Below are 23,259 nucleotides of genomic sequence, written 5' to 3'. Positions count from 1 at the left end.
ATTTATGGCAGAGTTGGCTTACATGCAGCTCTCTGCTTTCTGTAGCCCAGTTAGGTGATGTACCTCACCCCTCCAAAAACGCCAAAGCCAACTTCCGATACAGCTCAGTCGCCTGTAAAAATTGTTCAATCTCAACATATTCATCCGCTTCATGAGACGTATTCGTTCCGGGACCATATACGATAGCTGAAAACCGACTCTTAGCCCGAAGAAATTCCGAGGCATCGCTAGCACCGCCAGCACCCACCGGAATGACGCGGTTACCGATTACTCGGTGGCCAATTTTTTGCGCTAATTTTACCAGCGGTGCGTCTGGTCGTCCCGGAACGGCTTCTTCTGGATAACTGTATGAAAGCTTTAACTGAAAACCTGGCCTGTCGTTTAGACGATGGACAAGTTTTTCCAGTATATCATATATCATCTGGTTGGGATAAGCCGGAATGGTGCGGACGTTGGCCGATAGTCGGGCTTTCCCAGGAATCGTATTGATCTGTTCACCACCGGAAATTAAATCCACGTTGTGCAGTAACCCGCCCAAAACGGGATCCATCTTATCCAACGTTTGCATGATCGTCGTCACCTCGTTGTAGAAGACAATCAAATTATCAATGGCATTAATGCCCTTAGAAGATTGCGCGCTATGCACCGATTTACCGATGGAATCAACGTGATAATCAATCACACCGCGAGCGGTATACGCAATCTTATCCAGTCCAGTAGGTTCAGCAATCACCAAACCAGCCAAATTATCCGCGTAACCAGCCTTAGTCAACTGTGCCGCACCGTATTCACCGGTTTCTTCACCAACGGTTGCCAGTAATCGAATAGACCCCTTTAATGGTGTGCCATCCTCCAACAACTCCAGCATGGCAATCACGATGGCTGCCAAACCGCTCTTCATATCTGAAGCGCCACGACCATACAAATTACCATCCACGATCTCCCCTGCAAACGGATCATGATGCCAGTCACTTAACTCGCCAGGATCAACCACGTCTTCATGGCCGGATAGCCCTAGCTGTTTACCTTCAGAAGTACCAATCGTCACCACCAAATTGTCACGGCCAGGCGAATAAGTCACAAATTCAACCTTGACTGACTGCTGATACGGTTCAAATAACGACGCAATGTATTGTGCAACATCGGCTTCATTACCATTAACCGACTCAATCTGAATCAGCTTTTGTAAAATCGCAATTTTATCAGAATTCTCCACTTCAGCCTCCACCTTAACGTTGTTTAAAGATAGCATACTCCGCTACGAATACTGATTGCAACGTCAATCCAGGTTAAGCGTGATTATTCCAGCTTGAGAACCCCATTAAACAGTAGTTGTCGCGCAGCACATAAATTGCGTTATAATAGAAACAAGTTCGACAAAGGAGCGTGAAACTATGGAAATCCAAGTGCCAGTTACAAACGGCTACTTACCCGATATTTACGGTAAGTACGCACCCGCGGAGTATCGCATCGATGATGGCCCCGTTCGCTCATTTCCAATTGAAATTAAAGACGCACCTGCAGGAACTGCAACCTACGCCGTTACCATGGTCGATCACGATGCCATTCCCGTTGGGGGATTCACGTGGATTCACTGGGTAGCCGCTAACCTGCCAGGTGACTTAACAACGATTCCCGAAAACGCCAGCCAATCTGGTGAAGTACCCATGACTTTTGGCAATAATTCTACTGCTGGGCAACTAGTCAATAATCAGAATCCACAAACTAGCCAGCATTATAGCGGTCCGCTACCACCAGATAAAGACCACCGCTATACAGTGACGGTTTATGCGCTAGATGCTGAGTTACCCTTAAAGGATGGCTTCTGGCTTAACCAGTTGCATGATGCAATGAAGGGTCACGTATTGGCGGAAGCAACTCAAGTCGTTTTAGGTCGGGTATAGGTCACCCCATTCAACCTGGTTCATCTAATTCCAAGCCCAACCTGCTTGATATAGGAGAGTAAGAGACATGTTAAAATACAATTCAATCGTGGTACCCTTAGATACTTCGAAATTTGCTGAGCTAGCCCTCGCAAAAGCCATTGGTGTTGCGACTCGAAATAAATCACATCTCGATTTACTGAGTATCATCGATACCCACCAGTCTAACTACTATGGTGGTCTATCAAATGGTGCCATCGTAAATTCACTAGTAGAGGATGCAACGGAGTACTTAGCTGAATTATCCAGCCAAATTAAAGAAAAGTACGGCTTGACTGATATCAGCACCCACATCCGCTTCGGTAATCCCAAAACGGTGATTGCTTTTGATTTCATCAAAGATCATCAAAACGATTTGATCATGATGGGTGCCACTGGTATGGGGGCGCTGGAACGGGTGATGAACGGTTCCGTTACCGATTTCGTCACTCGTAATGCAACTTGTGATGTCTTGGTCGTCCGCACTAATTTAGCTAATAAACCAGGACAAAAAATTGAAAGTCCTTTCCGCACAAAGATGAACCAGGATCAAGAAGAATAAGCAGGCTTCAAAACACTAGCTGGAAGGGTCGAATTGGCAGTCTTTCAATTCGGCCCTTCTTTCATACATACTAATAACATCTAAAATATAAAACGAGGGTGGGCTCAATATGGAAGCACCAAAGTTCAAAAAAATAAACCTCTTTCAACTGGTCATGCTGGCATTAGGCTCCTTAATTGGTTCCGGCTGGCTGTTCGGTTCTTGGGAAGCTACCAAAATTGCTGGTCCAGCTGCCATTTTTTCGTGGATCATTGGGGGCTTAGTCATTGGCTCAATCGCTTATGATTATGTTGAAATCGGGGCCATGTTCCCAGAATCAGGTGGCATGAGTAAATATGCCCAGTACTCTCATGGTTCAATGCTGGGCTTCATTGCAGCGTGGGCCAACTGGGTCTCACTGATTACCTTGATTCCCATTGAAGCTGTGGCCGCGGTTCAGTACATGAGTACCTGGCCATGGGCGTGGGCACGCTGGACCCACCATTTTCTTAGCAACGGTGTCATTACTACCAGCGGGCTATTTGTGGTTTTCGGCTTCATTATCGTCTTCACGGCCCTAAACTTTTGGTCTGTAACCATTTTGACCCGCTTTACCAGTCTGATTTCAGTCTTTAAAATTGGGATTCCACTACTAACCATCATCATGCTAACCATGTCTGGTTTCCATCCCGGCAACTACGGCAGCAATCTACATGAGTTTATGCCTTATGGTTCCGCACCAATTTTTACCGCTACTTCAGCCGCGGGGATTATTTTCTCATTCGATGCCTTTCAAACGGTCATTAACATGGGTGGCGAAATTGAACATCCCAAGAAAAACATTGGCCGTGGAATCACCATTTCCTTGCTAATCAGCGGTATCTTGTATGTCATCCTGCAAAGCACCTTCATTACAGCGATTCCACCGAAAATGATTGCCGCAACCGGCTGGCATGGTATCGTCTTTAATTCACCATTTGCTGACATGGCCATCTTACTCGGCATTCACTGGCTTTCTGTCCTGCTGTATATGGACGCTTTTGTTTCCCCATTTGGTACCGGCGTCTCCTTTGTGGCAAATACCGCACGAGCGTTATTTGCCATGGAAGGCAATCGCCACGTCCCCCATTTTCTGGGTAAGATCAACTTGAAGTATGGGATTCCCCGGTACGCCATGATGGTCAATACCGTCTTGAGTATGGTCATGGTCACCGTCTTCCGGTCTTGGGCCGTATTAGCAACGGTGTTATCAACCGCAACTTTGATTGCCTACTTAACGGGACCCGTCACTGCTGTTTCACTACGAAAAATGGGACCGGATCTCTATCGTCCAATCCGGCTAAAACGACTACCATGGATTGCCCCCGTTTCATTTGTGTTGGCCTCGTTAGCCACCTACTGGGCAATGTGGCCCACCACGATCCAAGTTATCTTGATCATCTTATTGGGTCTGCCCTTTTACTTCTACTATGAATGGCGGAACCACTTTGTTTCGACCCGACAGGCCTTTAAAGCCAGTGGTTGGATGATTGGCTACCTAATTTTCATTTCCATCATGTCTTACATTGGCAGTCACCAATTTAACGGGCAAAACTGGATTCCATATCCGTTGGACTTCATTATCATTATCATTGCATCACTAGGCTTTTACTGGTGGGGAATTCGTAGCTATGTTGTCACCGAAGATTTTGGCAAAGCCCAAGAGCTCAACCAAGAAGCCAAGGAACGAGGCGAAATGGAAGATGACGAATAACCTGTTTGAACTTTATCTAGAAGATGACGACGATTCATTTATCGTTGGTACTGCTATCGCAGAAACACCGCACCAGCTACTGATTGTTTCCATCGATGATAACGGCCAGGTCGATAGCGTTGAAATCATCGACCGTTCGCACGTTTCTAAAATTGTGACGGACTCATCTTATTTAGATTTTTGTCAGTCAATGATCAAAGAAAACCAAGCAGCCAACATTTTTGACCCGTTCCATCTCGCAAAACAACTCCCCAATAACTGGGAATCAGTCGATCGTTTATTAGCTGAATGCCAGGGTGAACAGCGGTTAATCAGTTTGATTACCGGTCCTGAAGTCTACGCTGGACGAGTTTCGATGATTAGTGAATACCAGATTGGGTTACAGCTCGTGGACTTTGAATCCGTCTCCTTTGGTGCCCCAACGTTAATCGATAAGGCCGATGTCATGGTTATCGATTATGTAAGCCGTCAAAACTATTACGTTACGAAGTATTGGAAGACTAAGGGTCAACAATCGTGATTACGCATAAAAATAGCTGGTCCATCAGACAGAAACTGATGGATCAGCTATTTTGATGCTATCAATGTGAGGTTGATTGTGAATCAAAGTTAATCTAATTCTTTATAGTCGAAGTAGTCAAAGGTTGCGGGTTGGTCATAGCCAGCATAATCAACGGCTGCTAAACCAACAAACGCACCAGTGAAGAAACCACCATAATTCTGCAGAACGTAATCATCTGACAAGATGGCGGCATCAAGGGTAACCGGAATCTCATGCCAGGTTTGGCCGTCAAATGAGTATTCGTAACTATACGACTGCTTACGTGCCTTAACCTTGAACCAAACGTATTCCGTTCCTTCTGGAATCGCAATGGCATCATCTTTAAGGTATGACGTGTAATCACCGTTGTTATTTTCGCCAACTTCGATGACGTGACCCTTCTTTTCGTCCCAAGTAATGAAGACGAATGACCAGTGCTTTTCGTTATAGAAGTTGGTTAAACCTGCCATTTGTTGATACGTGAATGGATCAAACTTAACCTTGGTTTCAGCATCAAAGTTAAAGGCTTGCCAACGACGCGCAATCATTGAAACATCGAAGGTACTTGCCAGAGAGTTTTTACCGATCAGGGTCAAATGACCATCACCAAATGAACCCTTTTCAGCAGTGAACGGTGTCCGTAACGTGTTCCATTCATCGTTGAGTTTTGGTGTGTCAAATTCATCGTGTTGAGAACCGTCCTTAGGGGCTTCGGTTAAAATAGCATCCTTAGGGGCGTCAACTTCCATTTGACCACCGTGACCGCCGACAACCCGTGGCCAGCCTTCATCGTCCCATTCAACTTTTTGAATGGACGTTTCACGGCCTAATGTGCACCAGCCGCGAGGATCATAAGCTGATTCGTTTTCATGGTTCCATGGACGGCCACAAAGTGAAGCATAGTACCATTCGTCACCACTTGGTGTGTTAACAAGGGCGCCATGACCCTGCTTTTGAATACCCAAATCAGGGGTATCAAAGTTGGTCAAGAATGGACCGTCTGGTTCTGACTCGAATGATAATGCATCCAAGGTCTTTGAACGGGCAACGACTTCTTGGTGGGTGTAAACTGTCCCACCTTGGGCTGCGAACAAGTAGTAGTAGCCGTTGATCTTGTATAGATGCGGACCTTCAACTAATTTAACCTTCGTCCCGGTATAAAGCGTTCTAGCCGTTTGTGGCTTCAACTTCATGGTAGCGGTATCAAATTCAGTTAAGGTAATGCCGTTGAATGGGTGGTGGTATTCACGGTGATCCCAGGTTTGTTGAACCAGGTACTTACGACCGTCGTCATCGTGGAACAGTGAGGCATCAAACCCAACACCGTTAACACGAATTGGGTCCGTCCATGGGCCACGAATATCGGTGGCAGTCGTCAGATAATTAGTCATATCCTTGAAGGCACCCTCGGTAATCTTAACGTCGGTGTAGATCAACCAGAATTTGCCATCTGCATAGGTCAAATCTGGTGCCCAGATACCGCCTGAACTTGGATTACCCTTCATATCAAGCAACGTTGTGGTCGACAGTGGTGAAGGTAAGAGGTTCCAGTGAACCAGATCCTTTGATTCGTGTAACCGAACGCCTGGGAACCACTCGAAGGTCGAGTTGGCAATATAGTAAGTATCCCCAACACGGACCATACTTGGGTCAGCATTAAAACCATGTAAAACCGGGTTCTGAATCTTCATGAAAATCTTCCTTTCAAACAAAATAATAGTGTGCTTAGTAGTGTCGAAAATTTAATTTCAAACTTAAATTAAACGCGCTTTGCTTTCCGTTCAGCTTCAAGCTCAACGTTGATTTCAGCGATTCGCTTGTCACTCAATGGGTAACGGCTCATGATCAGCATTGCGACAACGGCTAAGACGATTGGAATCCAGATCATTGACCACTGAATCCCCATCATTGCTGAGGCTGATTGATGAGCTGCAGAACCATCAAACTTGAAGAAGGCGTTAATGTAACCTGGAATAATCCCACCAAGTGCTAGGCCAATCTTGAAGAAGAGACCCATGATGGCGTTAATAATCCCAGCAACCCGCTTCTTGGACTTGTATTCACCATATGAAACCACTTCTGGCACCATTGACCACATGTAACCGGTAGCAGCTGTTAAGCCCCATTGTTGCAAGAAACGACCAATGTAGCCAAGCATCGTTTGATCTTTAAAGCCTGGTAATGACCATGCCCAAAGAACTAATGAACCCACGATGAACAAGCTAAGGAACAAGTAGAAGAAACCTTTTTTACCAATCTTACGACGAACGATTGGCCATAAGAAGACTAAGAAAATACCTGGAATCGAGCCAATCAAGTTGATTGAAGCCATCCATTCTGGGTGACCAACGTTATATTGCATGTAGAATGGCCATACAGTGTTACCAAAGAACATGAATGTGAACCCAATCAGGAAGAATAAGCCCAAGATTTGCAGTGGCTTGTTACGTTTGATTTCACCGAATAAATCACTGTATTTAACGGATGCTGATTCTTCTTTGGTTGGTAAAATTCTTTCTTTAACACCAGAGTAAGTGAATAACAACATCGCGAATCCAATCACCATGTAAATAGCCATGACAAGGAAGTATGCGCCACCGGCTTTGGGTGAAGCATAGTTACCAAGGTGTAACTTGATACCAAAGAAGCCAATGTCTTTTAATTGCTTGTCTGGTGAAGCTAACTGAACAAAAAGTGGTAAGAAGGTATATACCAACAAGTTACCAATATTAGCTTCAGTCATCCGAACAGTCGTTAAGGTTGAAACTTCATCGTTATCACGGGTTAATGATGCGTTCAAAGCACCGTAAGGAATATTAACCATCGAGTAAACCATTGCAGTTGCCATGTAAGCTAAGAAGGCATATAAAATATTGCCTCGTACAGCTGGTATTGGCAAAAACAGCATTGCTGACAGAATGGTCAACGGAATCCCATATTTAATCAAGAACGGACGGTACTTACCAACTTTAGGGTTAAACTTATGTCTATCAACGTACGCGCCAACCCATGGATCCCAGAAAACGTTGATCCAGCGGACAACTAAGAAAATCGTTGCACCAGCAGCTGCAGAAATACCATAAACGGTAGTCAGATAGAATAAGAGCATAGAACCAATGGTCCCAAAGATCAGGTTTTGTGCGAGGTCACCAGCCCCATAACTTATACGTTCACGCCAAGATAACTTGGCAAATTCGTCGTTTTGTTCAACGGCTTCTTGCTTAGGCACAGATGCCATAATTGTTTCCTCCAATCAAAAGTGTCGTGCTTTATTAGTTGGTTAATTAAAACAACCAAATCAACGTTAAGTTCTCTCGGTAACCTACAACGCCGGTTGCATTTCGCTTAATTACCAACTAACTTTTTAAGCGACAAGCTAGCTTGTTATAGGACAAGTGTAATCGCTTCCAACTGGTCAATCTATCTTCGTTTATGCCTATTTTTAGTTAAATTATGATATTCACATGCAAAATCAAGACTATTTTTGGGTCAAAACCATTGCATGTGATAATGATTTAATATTCATTAATGATGATATTCTATTCAAAATAGCCGCCTTCTTTAACATTTTTGACTGACCGTTTGCCAATCATTTGACGTTGGTACTTGCTGGGCGTAATCCCCGACCACTTCTTGAATTGCTTACTAAAGTTAGACATACTGCTGGCCCCCATCTTATAGGCAACTTCCTCAATGGAGTTCTCCGGTGAGCCTAACAATAGTTTTGATTTGCGGTATTTTTGCTCGTCAGCAAAGTGTAACGGCGTAACGCCATACACCTTCTTGAAAACCCGGTGGCCGTGTCCTTGACTAATTCCCAGTGCTTGGCAGATGTCACCAAAAGAAAAATGGCTGACCTCGTCCTGCTCGATTTTATCTTCGATTCTAGTGGCAATCTCACGCGCAGTTTGAGCTTCACGTTCCGAGTATTTAGAATTGGATCCTTTCGCGTGTTCGTTATGCTTCATGAGGCCATATAAGAATTTCAGCAGTTCAATTTGAACCTTAATTTTCAACTTTTCTGAACTAAGATCAGACTCCCGACTATCCTGCACCATTTGCTGGGCAGTTTTCATTGCCAATTGCGCCACTTCTGTATCCGCTTTCAACACTTTGTTTGCTAAGGTACTAATAATTTCCGACTTTAATTCAAGACTCTCAATGTTAAAGTGAAACGTAATGTAGGTCATTTCAGCAGTTTTACTGGCATTCCAGTTAGTGTGCAGCGTGCCGGGTGAAATAATCATCACGTCTCCTGGTCCATACGTATAAGCAGAAACACCCTTAATTTCGGTTGTTTGCTGTCCTTCAACGATACACATGAGCTCAAATACCTGGTGTTTTTGTTCAAAGAAACTCCAGCCACCCGGTACAGTCCGCTGGTGTCCACCAAATATATAGATGCTCGATTCAACTACTGGTAATGACACAAATCTCTCTGTCATTAAACACACCGTCCTCTGATAAACCATCTGTAATCTATAGTAGTTTACTATCCAATTTTATACTATGCAATATTTATTCATTAGTCAAATTGAATATCTGAATTTCAAACAATCAGAATTGGCTTTTACTGACCGAAATTTGTTATTTTATGATATTAATTTTTCTGATTGTTTGATTTTGATATCAGAATTTCTAAAATAGTTACCGCTACAAATAACTTACCCGACATAATCTAAATTACTCATGCCGAAAAAATAGTGCGCCAAAACTCAGATTCCTTCCATTAACGCAAATAATGCCAATTCCAACAAAATACGTCGGAATTGGCATTATTTCACATTAAATTCTGAAATCTCCCAAGTTTTGTCACACACTTGTTTGAACGAGTTCAATATTAACGAATCACCAACACAGAGATTGGTGCGTACTTGGCCATATATGCTGCCTGAGACCCGAAACGTTTCCGAATACCCTTTTTTGACAGTGAACCAATAATCAATAAATCGGGCTTAACTTCGGGAATAATTTGTTTAACAATCGTTTCACCGGGATTGCCTTCACCAATAATAACGTTCACTTTTTTAATGCCAAACCGCATGGCCAAATCTCGATAGCCTAAAACGTGCTTTTCCAACTCATCACGTTTGCCATGCACAAAATCTTTGTTCAGTGCCTGATATACGTTCATATCGTCAGATTCCAGGATCGACGTAATCGTCATCTCAGCATCATCCTCTTTGGCACGGTTCATTGCGTACCGAAAGGCTAATTGGGCATCCGGTGAATCATCAACGCCAACTAAAATATGCTTAAACTTTTTCGGATCTAAATCAGCCATACCAATTACTCCTTCGTCATGGATTAAAATGGTTAAACGAACTTTGACTTCGCTCTTTATTGTACCAAAGCTTACCCCTCTGCACCAATTGAAATTTGATTTTTACCATTTCGCTTGGAGGCATATAACAAACGATCAGCACGATTGAAGATTTCGATGGCTTTCTTATCAGATCCACGTCGGCAATCAACACCCATCGACACCGTCACCCGAATTTGTTCACCAGTCTCGGTCTCAATCAGCAGATGCCGAACAGCCTTTTGGAGTCCCTCAGCGGTTTGCTTGACAGTTTCTATAGTCACGCCTGGATAAAGAATAGTAAACTCCTCGCCACCGGTTCGATAAAGTTTCGCATCACTTGCCTGTTGAGCTAAAATTTCTTTTAGACGCTTTGTAAACTGAACCAGCACTGCATTGCCAACCAAGTGACCATAAGTGTCATTAATCTGTTTAAAGTTATCAATATCCATGGCAATCATACTAAGTTCGTGATAATTGTCAAAATAATCATCGGCATCCCGTTTGAAACTCAACCAACTATGAGCGTTAGTTAAATTATCATAAAGCAGGCTACGCGCCGTATCAACATTAGCAATGTGTTCACGCCGAAGCAAGACCATAAAACAATAAACGAGTGCGGTTACCAACAAATAAACAACGTACATCATGATTGCTTGACGCGTTTTCAAATCGAGTGCCGCCGTTAACCCTGCCCACGAAATTGCCCCAATGATGGCCTTAACGCTGAGAATGACTAGTGGGTGTTTATCAAACGGGAAAAACCATCGGCGTTCAATTAGTAGTAAAAGTATCCCAATTGTTAACGTTAAAATGAGCCAGTAACTAAAAGTCCCTGTAATGAAGAAAAATAGCACCACAGTGAGAATCAGCGGTAAAATAATGTTCAACCGTGTTTTAACGGCGTCCGTATAGCTCATCATCAGTACCAGCGCACCGTTGATCCACAACAGTTGATCTGTGGAATTTGCGTGCATAGACATCACGAATACGAAGGTCGTCACCGCTGCAAAATACAACGTATAAACCAGTTCAGTTCGCCATGGAGAAGGGTTCTTACCTTCAATATCATGATCCAGCATATGCATTAATTGCTGCAAGGACCCAATAAAACCTATCGTTAAAAAACTTAATAGGAATGTTGCTGCTATCATCCCCATTACTGCACCCCCTCGCAGCGAGTCATTTACCTTAATTATAGAATTTTTAAAGACAATGGTAAACTGATTAATCATCGTACCTTGATTAACCCGCTTTGGATGTAAACACAAGTTAACGGCCTTTCAATTTTGAGTTTATTTGCGAAACAAATCCTTGCATTCTCAAGTTTAACCTGTCATAATAGCGCTACTAATTATATGCCAAATGTATATAGAATCGTCTTTACGCTGTATCATAATTATGATATTATCGTCACTATCTACTGTTTTAACCGTTATAGTAAGGAGATTTCATGCGAAAATTTTTATTTATTTCCGGCCTTTTTCTGACACTGCTTGGAGGGTCTCTTGGTACAACAACATCGGCTTCTGCAAAATCTTTACCTAAATTAAGTACTCAGAAAGTCACGTACGCTTCTTCTAAGTTGAACGTCCAGGTCAAAGCACCAAAGTCAGCAAAACTGCTCGCGGTTAAATACAATCACCACACGAGCTATTACAAATTAAAGAAAAATACTTACAAATTAAACTACAAATTTACTGGTTATAAAACCTTTGAACTATATGGGACAACCAGTAAGCATCAACGTGTCACTCAGATCAAGAAACTATCCAGTTCTGCGTATGCCACAAACGATATCGTCAATTTCGGCGAAGTTCGAACTAAGTCGGATGCTACCGTAACGATTCATACGTTAGGTTCGCATCGTACCGTGCGCCTCTTCAGCGGTAAGAAGCAACTTCAGAGTCAGAACACGGGTAGCGGCACACAAGCAGTTTTCAAATTATCATTAAAACAATATAAACCCAAACTCACCTATACAGTTACAGCAACTAATAAGAAATCTTCCCAAGCGTTCTACATTCCTTACTTAGAGGAACCTAGCAATCTTGATGGCATCTCTTAGAGTCAAAAAGCCTAGCTAACCAATCACTTTGATTGATTAACTAGGCTTTTTACTATTCTGATTGGCGAACTTGTTCAACCTGTTTATTAGCTTTAATATTCCGGTTCAGTACAATAATAAGTACCAACGAAATAATCGCATACGCAGCCGAAGCTAAACTAATATTCTTCAGCCCAATCGAATCAACTAAAACCGACGAAGTAGCTGACCCTAACGAAATACCAAAATTAAAGAAAATCGAGTTCAGTGAAGACGCTAATACCAGCGACTGCGGGTATTCTCGTTCTGCTGTGTTGAGAAAATGAATTTGAATAGGTGAATTGATCAACGTCACAATCAGCGAAAGAATCAACAAAACTGCGAATCCTGAAATCTTAGTTGCCAGTGCTAAAGGTAACAATACCAGAAAAATAATATCAGCAACGTAGTACTTAGGCATACCGCTCAGGCCACTCTTTTCGGCGATTCGACCTGACCACCGATTGCTCACAATGCTCATGATACCAATAATAAACAGCAAAATATTCAAGCTTTCATTACTGAACCCTAACGCCGTAGTGAGTAACGGACGAATATACGTGTAGTAACCGTACATTGTTGCTGCGGTGAAAAGGACCAGCAAAATTCCCGTGTAAATACGGGGATCTTTTAATAAGCTTAATTGATCTTTGATCGAACCTTGAACTTGTTTAACGTGTTTAGGCAGTAACCACACTAATAGGAAAAAGGTGATCACAGTAACAACTGAAACCGCAAAAAAGGCGTACCGCCAACTATAGTTTGTACTAATCGTGGTCCCGATTGGCACCCCAATGACTGAGGCAATGCTGAAGCCGGCGAACACCCATGACACGAGGTTTGCCCGCTTTTCTTGTGGCGCAACAGTCGTGGTGAACGTCATGATCAGTGAAATAATCGAGCCCGCAACAGAAGCCGCGATGACACGAGACACCAACATCGACCAGTAATTTGTAGCAAAGCCACTTAGTGTATTCCCAATCAAAAAGATACCCATCAAAACCAATAGCGTCTTATAACGACTGTATTTGCTCGTCAAAATCGTAATAAATGGCGTACTGATAGCATAAACCGTGGCAAAAACAGTCACCAGATATCCGACTGATGCAATCGAAACGTGTAGATGACTGGCAATGTCTGACAGAATTCCCACAACCATGAATTCGTTACAGCCAAGCATAAAAGCCACTAACACAAACACAATTGCTTGTAATCGATATTTACTCAAATTTAATTCCTCCCGAAGTTAATCCTGTTTTAGAATACTACACTTTTGAGGACAACTAAAAGTTTTTTTGAGAAAATGATAACACTTGCGTAATTAGTGGAATGTCTGAGGAGTCAAGTTTGGAAAACTCGTTTTCTCCTACATAGCCAAACGCGCTCAACAACACTGACCCCGGCCGTATAACAATAATAAGGCAGGTTCCCAAGTTCGGGGAACCCCCGCCCTTTTACTGCTACATAGCCAAAACGCGTTCAACAACTCTGATTCCGGCCGTGTAACGCAAAAAGGCGAAGTCCCCAAGTTCGGGGAACCCCGCCTTTTTGCGTTACACTCTGGAATCAACCCGAGTTGTTTCACGCTCTCCACATCACAACCCGCCCACTCTTCAGCGATTCAGGCACATCAATGATCCGTTGGTTACTGCTACCACGAAACCGCAACGTTAAATCCTTTTTAGCCTCGAGAAATCGACCATCTATTAGAATATCGATTAGACTCAGCAGTTCTTTTTTATCATCAGACTCTTTCATGAGTTCATCCCACTTATATCCAGTCCAACTCCAAATATCCTTATCATGCCCAAATTCTTGACGAACCCGGTGACAAAGTCGGTTGCAGACCTGAGTATTCAAAAATGGTTCGCCACCCAATAACGTCAATCCCTGAACGTAGGACTGGCTTAAGTCTTCAATAATCTGATCTTCTAGTTCTTGCGTATAGGGTGTTCCAAAATGAAAGTTCTGGGCGACTTTATTATAGCAACCCGGACAGCTAAACATACAGCCACTCACATACAAGCTACAGCGCACACCTTCACCATCCACAAAGTTAAAAGGTTTGTAGCTAGCGACACGCTGCTCACTCAAATCATCAGCCAGCCATTCTTTTGGCTGCGGATTCTTCGGCAATCTCACTCTATTCGTTTCCATCCAGTCACCTTACTGTCTTGCAATATCGTTTTGATCATTACCTAAAGTCATATGCTTGACCCGGCTAGCAATTTCAACGTGCCGACCATGAACCATCGGCCGCTGGTTAGGGTTACCCAAGTAGCCACAAGTCCGCTTAACCACGTCACAAGTAGCAGGATCAGTGTTGCCGCACTCTGGGCATTCGAAGCCACGAGCCGTTGGTTTGAATTCCCCTTTAAACCCGCACTTGAAGCATTGATCGATCGGCGTGTTGGTGCCCAAATAGCCAATACGATCATAAGCGTAATCCCACACCGCTTCCAACGCTTTAGGATTCTGCTTCAAATTTGGATACTCGCAATAGTGGATGAAGCCACCGGCACTGTATGGCGGGTAATCCTTCTCAAAGTCGATCTTCTCAAATGGGGTTGGCGATTTACGAACATCATAGTGGAAACTATTCGTATAGTACTCTTTATCGGTAACATCCTTAACCCGACCGAACTTCTTAATGTCAGCTTGACAGAAAGTATTGGTCAGACTTTCAGCGGGTGTCGCATAAACGCTAAAGTGATAACCGTACTGATCTTCCCAATCTTTGCAACTATTATAAAGCTTCTTAACCACGTCAACCGTGAACTGCTTAGCTTCAGAATTATGCTCCCAAGTTGGACCATAGAATACTGTGCCAACTTCGTAAAGGCCAATATAGCCTAGTGAAACCGTAGCACGGCGATTCTTGAATAGTTCATCCACAGAGTCTTCTGGCTTAAGACGCTTACCGAAAGCACCATATTCATAAAGAATCGGTGCGTTTTGCGGCGTGGCCTGCTTAGCACGGTTAACCTTAAACACCAAAGCATCTTTACAGATATCAAGTCGCTCTTTTAGGATTGACCAGAACTTGTCCTTGTTGCCTTTTGATTCGAGCGCGATACGAGGTAAGTTCAAGGTAACAACTCCTAAGTTCATCCGCCCAGCATTAACTTCCTCGCCGTTTTCGTCCTTCCAGCCTTGCAGGAAACTACGGCAACCCATAGGTGCTTTAAATGATCCGGTAAGTTCAACGATTTTATCGTACATTAAAACATCCGGATACATCCGCTTAGTGGCACATTTTACAGCCAATTCTTTGACATCATAGTTGGGATCTTCGGGCTTTAAATTCAGTCCGCGTTTGATAGTAAAAACCAGCTTAGGGAAGATGGCAGTCCGCTTTTCCTTGCCTAAACCAGCAATCCGAACGTTCAAGATAGCCTTTTGGATCTCCCGTTCAATCCAGCTGGTCCCCAGACCAAAACCAAGCGTGGTAAATGGTGTCTGTCCTTGAGAAGAGTAAAGGGTGTTGATCTCGTATTCCAACGCCTGCATCGCGTCATCAATATCTTTGATGGTCTTTTGCTTAGCAAAGGCTTTTTGCCGGTCTTCACCATCGATCCACTGTTTTGCGTCTACAAGGTGTTTGTCATAGTTCTTCAGCGCAAATGGTGCCAACAATTCGTCAACCCGGTCAGCTGAACAGCCACCGTATTGACTAGAAGCGACGTTAGCGATGATCTGTGACATTTGAGCAGTCGCCGTCTGAATGGAGTGAGGCGGTTCAACTTCAGCGTTACCAATCTTAAAACCGTGATTCAGCATTTCTTTGAAGTCGATCAAACAGCAGTTGGTCATTGGACTATATGGTTGATAATCCAAATCATGCCAGTGAATATCACCCTTTAAATGAGCGTTGGCAACATCCGGTGGCAGCATTTTCAGTCCCATCGTTCTCGCAACTGTACCGGCAGTTAAATCACGTTGCGTGTTGAAAACATTACTATCTTTATTGGCGTTTTCGTTCACTACTGTTTCATCTTTATGTAGCAGCTTTTGAATCGTAAAGTTAATGTCAGTAGCTTGGTTTCGCTTGAGGTCTTTTTGAGCACGGTAATTAATGTAGGCCTGTGCCCAGTCAAGTTGATGACGTTCCATTAATTCGTGTTCAACAATACTTTGGATTTCGTAAATCTTAACGTTTTCCTTGAATCGACTGCTGATTTCGGTCAAAACAGCCTCTACCACGTCATCAATGGCGTGCTGATCTTCATCCGTTAACTCTGACTCAACAGAAATAGCTGCCCGTTTGATTGCACGTTCAATCTTCTTGGTATCGAACTTAACGGCCCGGCCATCACGCTTGAGAACCGTTAACGTTTCTATAGTTAATTCTTTTGGTTCTTGCATCCCACTCACCTCAATATCTTGTTCCGTTTTTCTGTCATAAATACATGATATAGGGTTGTTCAAGGGACTGCAACCATATATTGTATGTAATCGGAAAGAATTTTAAAATATTACCACAATATATAGTAATCATTATTAAAGTATTCTAGAAATGTATCGGAGAACTATTTAACCTTTTTACATGTCTAAAATTCATTTTTCAGTAATATATTTAACATTCATCAGCATCATATTTGATTTTGGAAGCGTCACCTATACATGACTTTACCGTCTTTATACCAGACGCTTAAAAGTTTCTTTATTATTTCAAATATTACAAAAGCTCAATTTATTGTTGCACAGTGACTTGTTTTCTTAAAATCAGTGATACGCCAAGGTAATACCCACCATGTAAACTCAGTCGTGTTGATTGATATGAATCGACACATTGATGGACCTCACAGGTTTAAATTATAGGAGTGTATATACTTGAAAAAATTTGTTACTTCAATCTTAGCAACTTCCGCAGCAGCCGTCGCTTTATTCTTCGCAGGCGCAGCTAGTGCCAGCGCATCGACTACTTACACCGTTAAGTCAGGCGACTCAGTATGGGGCATCTCACAAACTTTCCATACAACGATCAACTCAATCGAACAAGCTAACAACATCAGCAACCACCTGATCATTACTGGTGAAAAGTTGGTCATTCCTGATGGCTCAACAACTAGTCAAGCAACGGCTACTCAAACTACTAGTCAAGCAACCCCAGCTTACAACGCTAACAGCCAAAGCCAGAATCAAACTAGCAACTACACTGGTTCAGCTAACACAGGTGCTACCCAAACTAACAACACCGCTAGTTCATCAAGCTACACTGGTAGCAACATGAAGAGCTACGTCTTGAACCAAATGGCTTCACGGACTGGTGTTTCAGCTTCCACTTGGAACGCAATCATCACTCGTGAATCTGGTTGGAACGCCAACATCCGTAACAGTTCAAGCGGTGCTTACGGTCTGTTCCAAAACATGCACATCAACGGTGGCGACGTTAACGCCCAAGTGAATGCTGCAGTTTCACTTTACAAAGCACAAGGCATGGGCGCCTGGGCTTTATAAGATAAATCCCACCCAATAATTAAAAAACATGACGACAATTGCCGTCATGTTTTTTTGTATCTTCAGCTATTTTTGCGGCACTATTCTTGATAAACACCAGCCAACGATTAAGCCGACCAATGCAGGCACCGTCCAGCCAAGACCCATACTGAATCCCGGTAATAAGTGGCCCACTGAAAGAACATTGGCAATCCACCCCTGATGGAGGTTAGCAGGCAGTGCATTTAGACCATCAAGCAACGCTGGGATCAGGGTAAAGACCGTTACCGTACTGAACAACCAGCGTGATTCGCCGACAATTGGTGTCAGTAGACTCATTAAGATCAGAGTAATAGCTAGCGGATAAATGAAATAAAGCAACGGTGTGGAAAATAGCAGTAACTGATCCAGACCAATATTTGCGAAAATCAATGGTGTGGCACTAGCGAAAATAATCAGTGCTGCGTATGGCATTCGGGGAAACAGTTCTTTAAAAGTATCACCAAACGCAGTGATCAGCCCAATTGCCGTTTTGAGACAAGCTAAGATGACCAACAGCGCTAACAAGACATTTCCAAACTCACCGAAATAATAATGGGCAACGTTGGCCAAAACTGGTCCACCATTGGCTGCACGGCTAAAATGACCCAGAGCATTCCTACCCAATAATCCTAATAGACCGTAGATTACCGCCATCAGCACCACAGCGATGCTTCCAGCACGAATGGTATCCCCAGCAATTTGTGTTGGTTCAGTGATGCCCAAATCACGGATTGCGTTAACTACAATAATTCCAAAAGCTAACGCGGCCAAAGCATCCATGGTGGAATACCCCGCGGTAAAACCAGCTGCCAGCGGTACTTTTACATAGTCGCCAACTGGTATTTGACCGCTACCCATGGGCTTAATGACCACCATAATTAAAATAGCTGCTAGTAAAATCAAGAAGGCTGGCGTTAAAAATTTGCCAACATAGACCATGATCTTACTGGGTTTACGGGCAAACCACCAAGCGGCCAAGAAAAATAGCACCGAATATATCAGCAACCCAACACTTTGATGCCCATGAGCAACAAATGGACTAAGCCCCACTTCAAACGAAATGGATGCTAATCGTGGCAAAGCAAACAGCGGCCCGATACATAGATACAGCAACACCGTAAAGGCATAGGCATAAAACCGGTTAACCTTCTGCGACAATTGAAAAACACCATCCGATTTCGTAATACCAATTGCCGCTACCCCTAACAATGGCAAGCCAACACCGGATATCAAAAAGCCAACCAAAGCTGGCCAGTAGTGTGTCCCGGCTTGTTGGCCAACGAAAACGGGAAAAATTAGATTACCGGCACCAAAAAACAGGCCGAATAACATCATCCCGATGAAAAGCAGATTGCGGGTGCTTAATTTTTGTGTGGACATTTTATTTCTCCTATATATGTAACATTCTTCCTTTATTTTACTGTTGGTTGAGAGAGTTTTGAGGAGAAAATGATGAAAATTTGGGGATGAATTGCATGCGTTTTCTGTTTTTTAAACTAAACGTGTTCAGGCAGGCATGGTGCTTTTCTGCTCTATAGATTAAACGTGTTCAGGTAGGCAGAGACTTGCACGTGGTTCCTGTTCCATAGTCTAAACGTGTTCAGGTAGGCAGAGACTTGCACGTAAGCCAAGAAACACGGTGACCAGGCCCAAACCACCTGGTCACCGTGTTTCTTAGCTTACGCTCCAGTCTCTAAGCGCCTACCTTCACACTCTTTCTCTTTTCATCAACACATCCCTCTGTCGCGCACCGCCCAGCATAAATAGATGGTCGCCGAATTGCTTAAAACCCATGGCCCCATAGAACTTTTGAGCCGCGTGATTATATTCCCACACGCCCAACCAGACAAATTTTTTATCCAGTTGATACGCCCGCTTAATGGCGTAATCCATTAACTGACGGCCATACCCCTGTCTTTTATAGTCTGCCCGGACATAAATTCTTTCAACTTCCAACGCGTCTCCGCCCTGATCCTCGGATTGTGCATCGTTTATATTCAACTTTAAATAACCCACAATTTGCTCATCCTGCTTCAAAAAATAAAAGAAGGAATTTTCATTTTGCAATTGTTGCTGCAGCCGCTTAAGACTTAGTTCGTTGTTGAGGTACCAGTCCATATCGTCGTCAGTATTATACGCGCCAAACGTATCCAAGAACGTTTCCCGACTGATTGCCTGCAGCTCCTCCGCATCAGCTTCCGTTAACTGAATAATTGAATCTGCCATGTTTAACCTCACCATACCTTCACCCATATTTTGAACAAAATAATTAGGTCTATTTTACGATAGGCAACTCGCCATTTTCAAGCCGTTACCCCTAATCAGTAGTACAATCATCTATGAAGTCTATTCTGAAAGGGATTGATCATTAATGAAAATTCAAGAAGGCTACATGCCATTTCGTGGCTATAAAACTTACTACCGCATCGTGGGTGAAGGCACCCCGGGATTAGCACCACTACTGCTCATTCACGGTGGCCCTGGATCATCACACAACTACTTTGAACTGATGGACGACTACGCTGAAACTGGCCGTCAATTAATTATGTATGATCAGGTTGGCTGCGGTAAGTCTTCTCTGCCTGAAGACGAGAGCGTCTACGTCAAAGAAACTTGGGCTGAAGAACTGATTGCGCTACGGAAATATCTGCATCTGGATCAAATCCACATGCTGGGCCAGTCTTGGGGCGGTATGCTGGAAATGCTTTACCTCACTCAATATGACCAAACTGGTGTCAAGAGCGTCATGATCGACGGCTCCCCTGCTTCAATCAAACTCTGGACGCAAGAACAGCACCGGTTAATTTCATATCTCAGCTACGAAGACCGTCAAGCCATCGCTGAAGCTGAACGTACAGGTAACTTCACTGGTCCTAAGTATCTAGCAGCCAATGACCGTTACATGGAGCGCTACTGCTGGGATGACCCAGACGAAAATTCACCAGAACCTCTGCGTCGCGAAACTAACGGCAAACGTGCTAGTTTAATCGCAGAAGGTCCCAACGAATTTACCGAAAACGGTACTATCAGCGACTATGATGTTACCGACGATCTGCATAAGATTCACGTGCCCGTGCTAGTCACCAACGGAACGGATGATCTCTGCACCCCACTGATTGCTAAATCCGTCTATGATCACATTCCTGGTGCGAAATGGCACTTGTTTGCTAACAGCCGTCACTTGGCACTATTAGATCAACATGATGAGTTCATCCAAGTGCTGGATAACTGGCTTAAAGAAAACGATTAATCTCCGATACACAACTGTTAAAACGATGAAACATTAAAATTGTAAACGTTTCATTGTTAGTGATAAACTAACCCCAAAAGGAGTGACAGATTTGGATACGATGAAAGCATTATTGGAACGTAAGTCTGTACGAAGCTACACCGGTGAACCAGTTACTGAGAAGCAGCGGGAGCAATTATTGAGGGCTGCATACGCCTCACCAGTATCAATGGGGCAGTATGATAGCCTAGTATTAACTGTGGTTCAGAACCCTAAGCTGTTATCACTAATTGACGACACGGCCGCCAAACGTTTTGGCCGCGAAAAAATGCTGTACGGCGCACCAATGCTGATTATTGCTTCAGTTCAGCTAAAGGGTGACGCTAGTGATAACGCAGCGTATTCTAACGCCGCTACTGTCATTGAAAACCTGAACCTTGCAGCAGTTGAGCTCGACTTAGGCGCTTGCCATATTTGGGGTGCACTTGCTGCATTCGCAGATAACGATGAAGTGAAGGACGCCCTGAAAATCGACAAAGGCTTCACACCGGTTGCTGGTTTGGTCGTTGGCCCAACTGAAGATGCATATGGGGATCGCGATATTCCTCAAGATCGCATTAAGACGGAAATTTTAGACTAAAACAGTGTGCATCAAAAGAGAAGCTGTGACAAAAATCGGGAGATTCCAGAATTTAACGCCAATAAAGCCTATTCCGATGCACTTGGCCCTGTCAAGTTGACAAATGAAATAATATAAAGTTTTGTGTGTTTCTAAACGGCTTCACTCCAGTATTCATCTGGAGTGAGGCCGTTTCTTTGTGCTGAACGATTGTGATGATTGAAGTATTCGATTCCTTTCTCAACCAACTTTACCAGGTCCTTGTACGTCTTCGGCATTGGATGCCGTTCCATCCAACGCAATTTAAATTCATTCCACCAACGCTCCATAGGTGCGTTATCGTATGGCGTTCCCGGTCGAGACATACTTCTGATGATATTGTGACGACTGAGAAAGTTGTTGAAGAAACTGGAAGTGAACGCTGACCCACGGTCGGTGTGAACCATTGGGTGCACATCCCCGGCGACTTCAAACGCTCGTTGGAAAACCTTGGCTTCTGCTACTGATGTTTCTGTGGCACTCAGATTATAAGCCAACAAACGACGTCCATAGAGATCAAGCACACCACTGAACCGTATCCTGCATTCACCATTTACACCATAGGTTAATTCGGTTGAGTCCGACAACCAGACCTGGTTAGGCGCCTCTACATCAAAGTTTTGATTGAGGACATTGTCCAGAATATGTTGCTCACTTTCTTTACGGCGCTTTCGCTTCTTGACGCGAATCTGACAGTGAATATCCAGTTCTCGCTGCACGCGACGAACCATCTTGATTGTGACCGGAAACTTGATTTCATCGTCGTGCTGCAGGGCAATGAGTAAGTTATCGGCTCCAATCCCTTGGTGATGAAAGTCATACCAATATTGCACACGTTTTTAAGCAACACATTGTGTTGCTCCCAAGTTGTTTCGGTACGGTTCAGTCCCTTGTAGTACGCCTGTCGGCTTACACCAATCAATTTTAAGAGTGTGGAAACTGCCCCATGTTTACCTTTACTGACCTCTTTAATTGCAACGTAGGCCAGACGACGTTGTTTGTTCACCCCTTGCGCTGAAGTTCCTGCAGTTTTTTTACGAATGCCTCGATGAGCTCTTTATCTGCAAGCTCGGCCTTAAGACGTTTGACTTCTAAACGAAGACGATCAGTCTCTGTAAACTCTGATTCATTTTTATGGTGTCCACGATTGTCTACCAAAGCCTCGTACCCGCCATTTCTAACCTTGAGTACCCAGGCGCGGACCTGTTGATAAGAGACCTGGAAATGCTCCGCAGCCTCAGCGTAAGAGTGTTTGTCTTTGATTACATACTCGACTATTTCAATTCGTTCTTCAAATGTTGTCTTTCGACCCATAGTGGGGACCTGCTTTCTAAACGGCGATGCCGTTAAAGGTTTGTCCTCATTATACTTGATAATCCAGTCGCTTAGCTGTGCAGAATTACGAAGTCCAAAGCGAATACTCAATTCATCAAGTGTGCCTTCACCAGCTTGATAGGCATATACGGCTGCTTGCTTAAGCGCTGTCGAGTATTTCTTATTCTTGGTTGTTTCATTGAGGCCTTCAAGGCCATCTCGATCATATCGTTCTTGCCATCTTCCCAAGGTACGGGCACTAATGCGATGCTGCTGCGAAAATCTTTGTGCAGAGAGATCGGAGTGCTTGAACTGTTCAAGTAAAGCTAGTTTCTCCTGGGCTGTATATTTAGATCTAGGCATATAAAAATCCCTCCATAATTATCAAATGAATTATTGTTTTTCATTTGACAACCATAAAGGGATTATCGC

At 43.6% G+C, this 23,259-nt stretch carries 21 protein-coding genes; 8 read left to right on the top strand and 13 right to left on the bottom strand.

All coding sequences use genetic code 11. The features are described 5' to 3' along the window. Positions 1-64: 64 nt before the first annotated feature. Entirely contained in the window at positions 65-1,216 is a 1,152-nt protein-coding gene (locus AC6H04_RS07715; RefSeq protein WP_497571143.1) for an ArgE/DapE family deacylase, read from the bottom strand. Between the two features lie 178 nt (positions 1,217-1,394). Between AC6H04_RS07715 and AC6H04_RS07710 the strand changes: the two genes are divergently transcribed. From AC6H04_RS07710 to AC6H04_RS07695, 4 genes are all read left to right on the top strand, one after another. Next, positions 1,395-1,904 carry a YbhB/YbcL family Raf kinase inhibitor-like protein gene (locus tag AC6H04_RS07710; protein ID WP_497571142.1) on the top strand — a complete coding sequence of 170 codons (510 nt, stop codon included), beginning with the start codon at positions 1,395-1,397 and terminating at the stop codon, positions 1,902-1,904. A gap of 67 nt (positions 1,905-1,971) precedes the next feature. Then, positions 1,972-2,484 (top strand): universal stress protein, encoded by a 513-nt coding sequence (locus AC6H04_RS07705; protein ID WP_497571141.1) that lies wholly within the window; start codon positions 1,972-1,974, stop codon positions 2,482-2,484. Positions 2,485-2,593: 109 nt separating this feature from the next. Then, complete coding sequence (locus tag AC6H04_RS07700; RefSeq protein ID WP_497571140.1) at positions 2,594-4,216, top strand: APC family permease; 1,623 nt, start codon at positions 2,594-2,596, stop codon at positions 4,214-4,216. Next, on the top strand, positions 4,206-4,736 hold the full coding sequence (locus AC6H04_RS07695) for a hypothetical protein (protein ID WP_497571139.1): 531 nt from the start codon (positions 4,206-4,208) through the stop codon (positions 4,734-4,736). The genes AC6H04_RS07700 and AC6H04_RS07695 overlap by 11 nt, the downstream gene beginning before the upstream one ends. An 89-nt stretch (positions 4,737-4,825) precedes the next feature. On the opposite strand, the gene AC6H04_RS07690 is transcribed toward AC6H04_RS07695, so the two are convergent. From AC6H04_RS07690 to AC6H04_RS07670, 5 genes are all read right to left on the bottom strand, one after another. After that, the gene (locus AC6H04_RS07690) at positions 4,826-6,448 is read right to left on the bottom strand and encodes a glycoside hydrolase family 43 protein (RefSeq protein ID WP_497571138.1); all 1,623 of its coding nucleotides are present in this window, start codon (positions 6,446-6,448) and stop codon (positions 4,826-4,828) included. A gap of 68 nt (positions 6,449-6,516) precedes the next feature. After that, positions 6,517-7,995 (bottom strand): MFS transporter, encoded by a 1,479-nt coding sequence (locus tag AC6H04_RS07685; RefSeq protein ID WP_497571137.1) that lies wholly within the window; start codon positions 7,993-7,995, stop codon positions 6,517-6,519. Positions 7,996-8,296: 301 nt separating this feature from the next. Further along, entirely contained in the window at positions 8,297-9,202 is a 906-nt protein-coding gene (locus AC6H04_RS07680; RefSeq protein WP_497571136.1) for an AraC family transcriptional regulator, read from the bottom strand. A 395-nt stretch (positions 9,203-9,597) separates the two neighbouring features. After that, positions 9,598-10,041 carry a universal stress protein gene (locus AC6H04_RS07675; RefSeq protein ID WP_497571135.1) on the bottom strand — a complete coding sequence of 148 codons (444 nt, stop codon included), beginning with the start codon at positions 10,039-10,041 and terminating at the stop codon, positions 9,598-9,600. A 71-nt stretch (positions 10,042-10,112) separates the two neighbouring features. Next, a complete protein-coding gene (locus AC6H04_RS07670) occupies positions 10,113-11,219 on the bottom strand; it encodes a GGDEF domain-containing protein (RefSeq protein WP_497571134.1) in 1,107 nt (368 codons plus the stop codon). Positions 11,220-11,512: 293 nt separating this feature from the next. On the opposite strand from AC6H04_RS07670, the gene AC6H04_RS07665 reads away from it, so the two are divergent. After that, the gene (locus AC6H04_RS07665; protein WP_497571133.1) at positions 11,513-12,127 is read left to right on the top strand and encodes a hypothetical protein; all 615 of its coding nucleotides are present in this window, start codon (positions 11,513-11,515) and stop codon (positions 12,125-12,127) included. A 52-nt stretch (positions 12,128-12,179) separates the two neighbouring features. On the opposite strand, the gene AC6H04_RS07660 is transcribed toward AC6H04_RS07665, so the two are convergent. The 3 genes from AC6H04_RS07660 to nrdD all read right to left on the bottom strand — a co-directional run bounded on the left by AC6H04_RS07660 (position 12,180) and on the right by nrdD (position 16,510). Beyond that, positions 12,180-13,373: an MFS transporter gene (locus tag AC6H04_RS07660; protein WP_497571132.1), complete on the bottom strand. Its 1,194-nt coding sequence runs from the start codon at positions 13,371-13,373 to the stop codon at positions 12,180-12,182. A 353-nt stretch (positions 13,374-13,726) separates the two neighbouring features. Further along, positions 13,727-14,302, bottom strand: a complete 576-nt coding sequence (gene nrdG / locus AC6H04_RS07655; RefSeq protein WP_497571131.1) for an anaerobic ribonucleoside-triphosphate reductase activating protein — start codon at positions 14,300-14,302, stop codon at positions 13,727-13,729. Between the two features lie 9 nt (positions 14,303-14,311). Then, on the bottom strand, positions 14,312-16,510 hold the full coding sequence (nrdD, locus tag AC6H04_RS07650; RefSeq protein WP_497571130.1) for an anaerobic ribonucleoside-triphosphate reductase: 2,199 nt from the start codon (positions 16,508-16,510) through the stop codon (positions 14,312-14,314). Between the two features lie 468 nt (positions 16,511-16,978). Between nrdD and AC6H04_RS07645 the strand changes: the two genes are divergently transcribed. After that, positions 16,979-17,605, top strand: a complete 627-nt coding sequence (locus tag AC6H04_RS07645; protein WP_497571129.1) for a LysM peptidoglycan-binding domain-containing protein — start codon at positions 16,979-16,981, stop codon at positions 17,603-17,605. A 66-nt stretch (positions 17,606-17,671) separates the two neighbouring features. On the opposite strand, the gene brnQ is transcribed toward AC6H04_RS07645, so the two are convergent. Then, complete coding sequence (gene brnQ, locus AC6H04_RS07640; RefSeq protein WP_497571128.1) at positions 17,672-19,006, bottom strand: branched-chain amino acid transport system II carrier protein; 1,335 nt, start codon at positions 19,004-19,006, stop codon at positions 17,672-17,674. Positions 19,007-19,333: 327 nt separating this feature from the next. After that, positions 19,334-19,852, bottom strand: a complete 519-nt coding sequence (locus AC6H04_RS07635) for a GNAT family N-acetyltransferase (RefSeq protein WP_497571127.1) — start codon at positions 19,850-19,852, stop codon at positions 19,334-19,336. 145 nt (positions 19,853-19,997) lie between these two features. On the opposite strand from AC6H04_RS07635, the gene pepI reads away from it, so the two are divergent. After that, positions 19,998-20,876: a proline iminopeptidase gene (gene pepI, locus AC6H04_RS07630; RefSeq protein ID WP_497571126.1), complete on the top strand. Its 879-nt coding sequence runs from the start codon at positions 19,998-20,000 to the stop codon at positions 20,874-20,876. Positions 20,877-20,976: 100 nt separating this feature from the next. Further along, positions 20,977-21,495, top strand: coding sequence for a nitroreductase family protein (locus tag AC6H04_RS07625; protein ID WP_497571162.1), 519 nt, complete (start codon positions 20,977-20,979; stop codon positions 21,493-21,495). Between the two features lie 131 nt (positions 21,496-21,626). Here the strand turns inward: AC6H04_RS07625 and AC6H04_RS07620 are convergent, their stop codons facing one another. After that, entirely contained in the window at positions 21,627-22,346 is a 720-nt protein-coding gene (locus tag AC6H04_RS07620; protein WP_497571125.1) for an IS3 family transposase, read from the bottom strand. Between the two features lie 169 nt (positions 22,347-22,515). Further along, positions 22,516-23,190 carry a transposase gene (locus AC6H04_RS07615; RefSeq protein ID WP_497571124.1) on the bottom strand — a complete coding sequence of 225 codons (675 nt, stop codon included), beginning with the start codon at positions 23,188-23,190 and terminating at the stop codon, positions 22,516-22,518. Between the last annotated feature and the right edge of the window lie 69 nt (positions 23,191-23,259).

Source organism: Secundilactobacillus sp. MJ173 (genome assembly GCF_059704265.1).
Note: the sequence above shows the minus strand (reverse complement) of the source record. Positions and strands in the feature narration are given on the sequence as shown.

Bases quoted from the DNA above. Each gene is read 5' to 3' on its own strand.
- AC6H04_RS07615 (WP_497571124.1), bottom strand. From the start codon at position 23,190: ATGCCTAGATCTAAATATACAGCCCAGGAGAAACTAGCTTTACTTGAA.
- AC6H04_RS07685 (WP_497571137.1), bottom strand. From the start codon at position 7,995: ATGGCATCTGTGCCTAAGCAAGAAGCCGTTGAACAAAACGACGAATTT.
- AC6H04_RS07665 (WP_497571133.1), top strand. From the start codon at position 11,513: ATGCGAAAATTTTTATTTATTTCCGGCCTTTTTCTGACACTGCTTGGA.
- AC6H04_RS07695 (WP_497571139.1), top strand. From the start codon at position 4,206: ATGACGAATAACCTGTTTGAACTTTATCTAGAAGATGACGACGATTCA.
- nrdG (WP_497571131.1), bottom strand. From the start codon at position 14,302: ATGGAAACGAATAGAGTGAGATTGCCGAAGAATCCGCAGCCAAAAGAA.
- AC6H04_RS07635 (WP_497571127.1), bottom strand. From the start codon at position 19,852: ATGGCAGATTCAATTATTCAGTTAACGGAAGCTGATGCGGAGGAGCTG.
- AC6H04_RS07710 (WP_497571142.1), top strand. From the start codon at position 1,395: ATGGAAATCCAAGTGCCAGTTACAAACGGCTACTTACCCGATATTTAC.
- nrdD (WP_497571130.1), bottom strand. From the start codon at position 16,510: ATGCAAGAACCAAAAGAATTAACTATAGAAACGTTAACGGTTCTCAAG.
- AC6H04_RS07670 (WP_497571134.1), bottom strand. From the start codon at position 11,219: ATGGGGATGATAGCAGCAACATTCCTATTAAGTTTTTTAACGATAGGT.
- AC6H04_RS07680 (WP_497571136.1), bottom strand. From the start codon at position 9,202: ATGACAGAGAGATTTGTGTCATTACCAGTAGTTGAATCGAGCATCTAT.
- AC6H04_RS07625 (WP_497571162.1), top strand. From the start codon at position 20,977: ATGAAAGCATTATTGGAACGTAAGTCTGTACGAAGCTACACCGGTGAA.
- AC6H04_RS07705 (WP_497571141.1), top strand. From the start codon at position 1,972: ATGTTAAAATACAATTCAATCGTGGTACCCTTAGATACTTCGAAATTT.
- AC6H04_RS07700 (WP_497571140.1), top strand. From the start codon at position 2,594: ATGGAAGCACCAAAGTTCAAAAAAATAAACCTCTTTCAACTGGTCATG.
- brnQ (WP_497571128.1), bottom strand. From the start codon at position 19,006: ATGTCCACACAAAAATTAAGCACCCGCAATCTGCTTTTCATCGGGATG.
- AC6H04_RS07690 (WP_497571138.1), bottom strand. From the start codon at position 6,448: ATGAAGATTCAGAACCCGGTTTTACATGGTTTTAATGCTGACCCAAGT.
- pepI (WP_497571126.1), top strand. From the start codon at position 19,998: ATGAAAATTCAAGAAGGCTACATGCCATTTCGTGGCTATAAAACTTAC.
- AC6H04_RS07675 (WP_497571135.1), bottom strand. From the start codon at position 10,041: ATGGCTGATTTAGATCCGAAAAAGTTTAAGCATATTTTAGTTGGCGTT.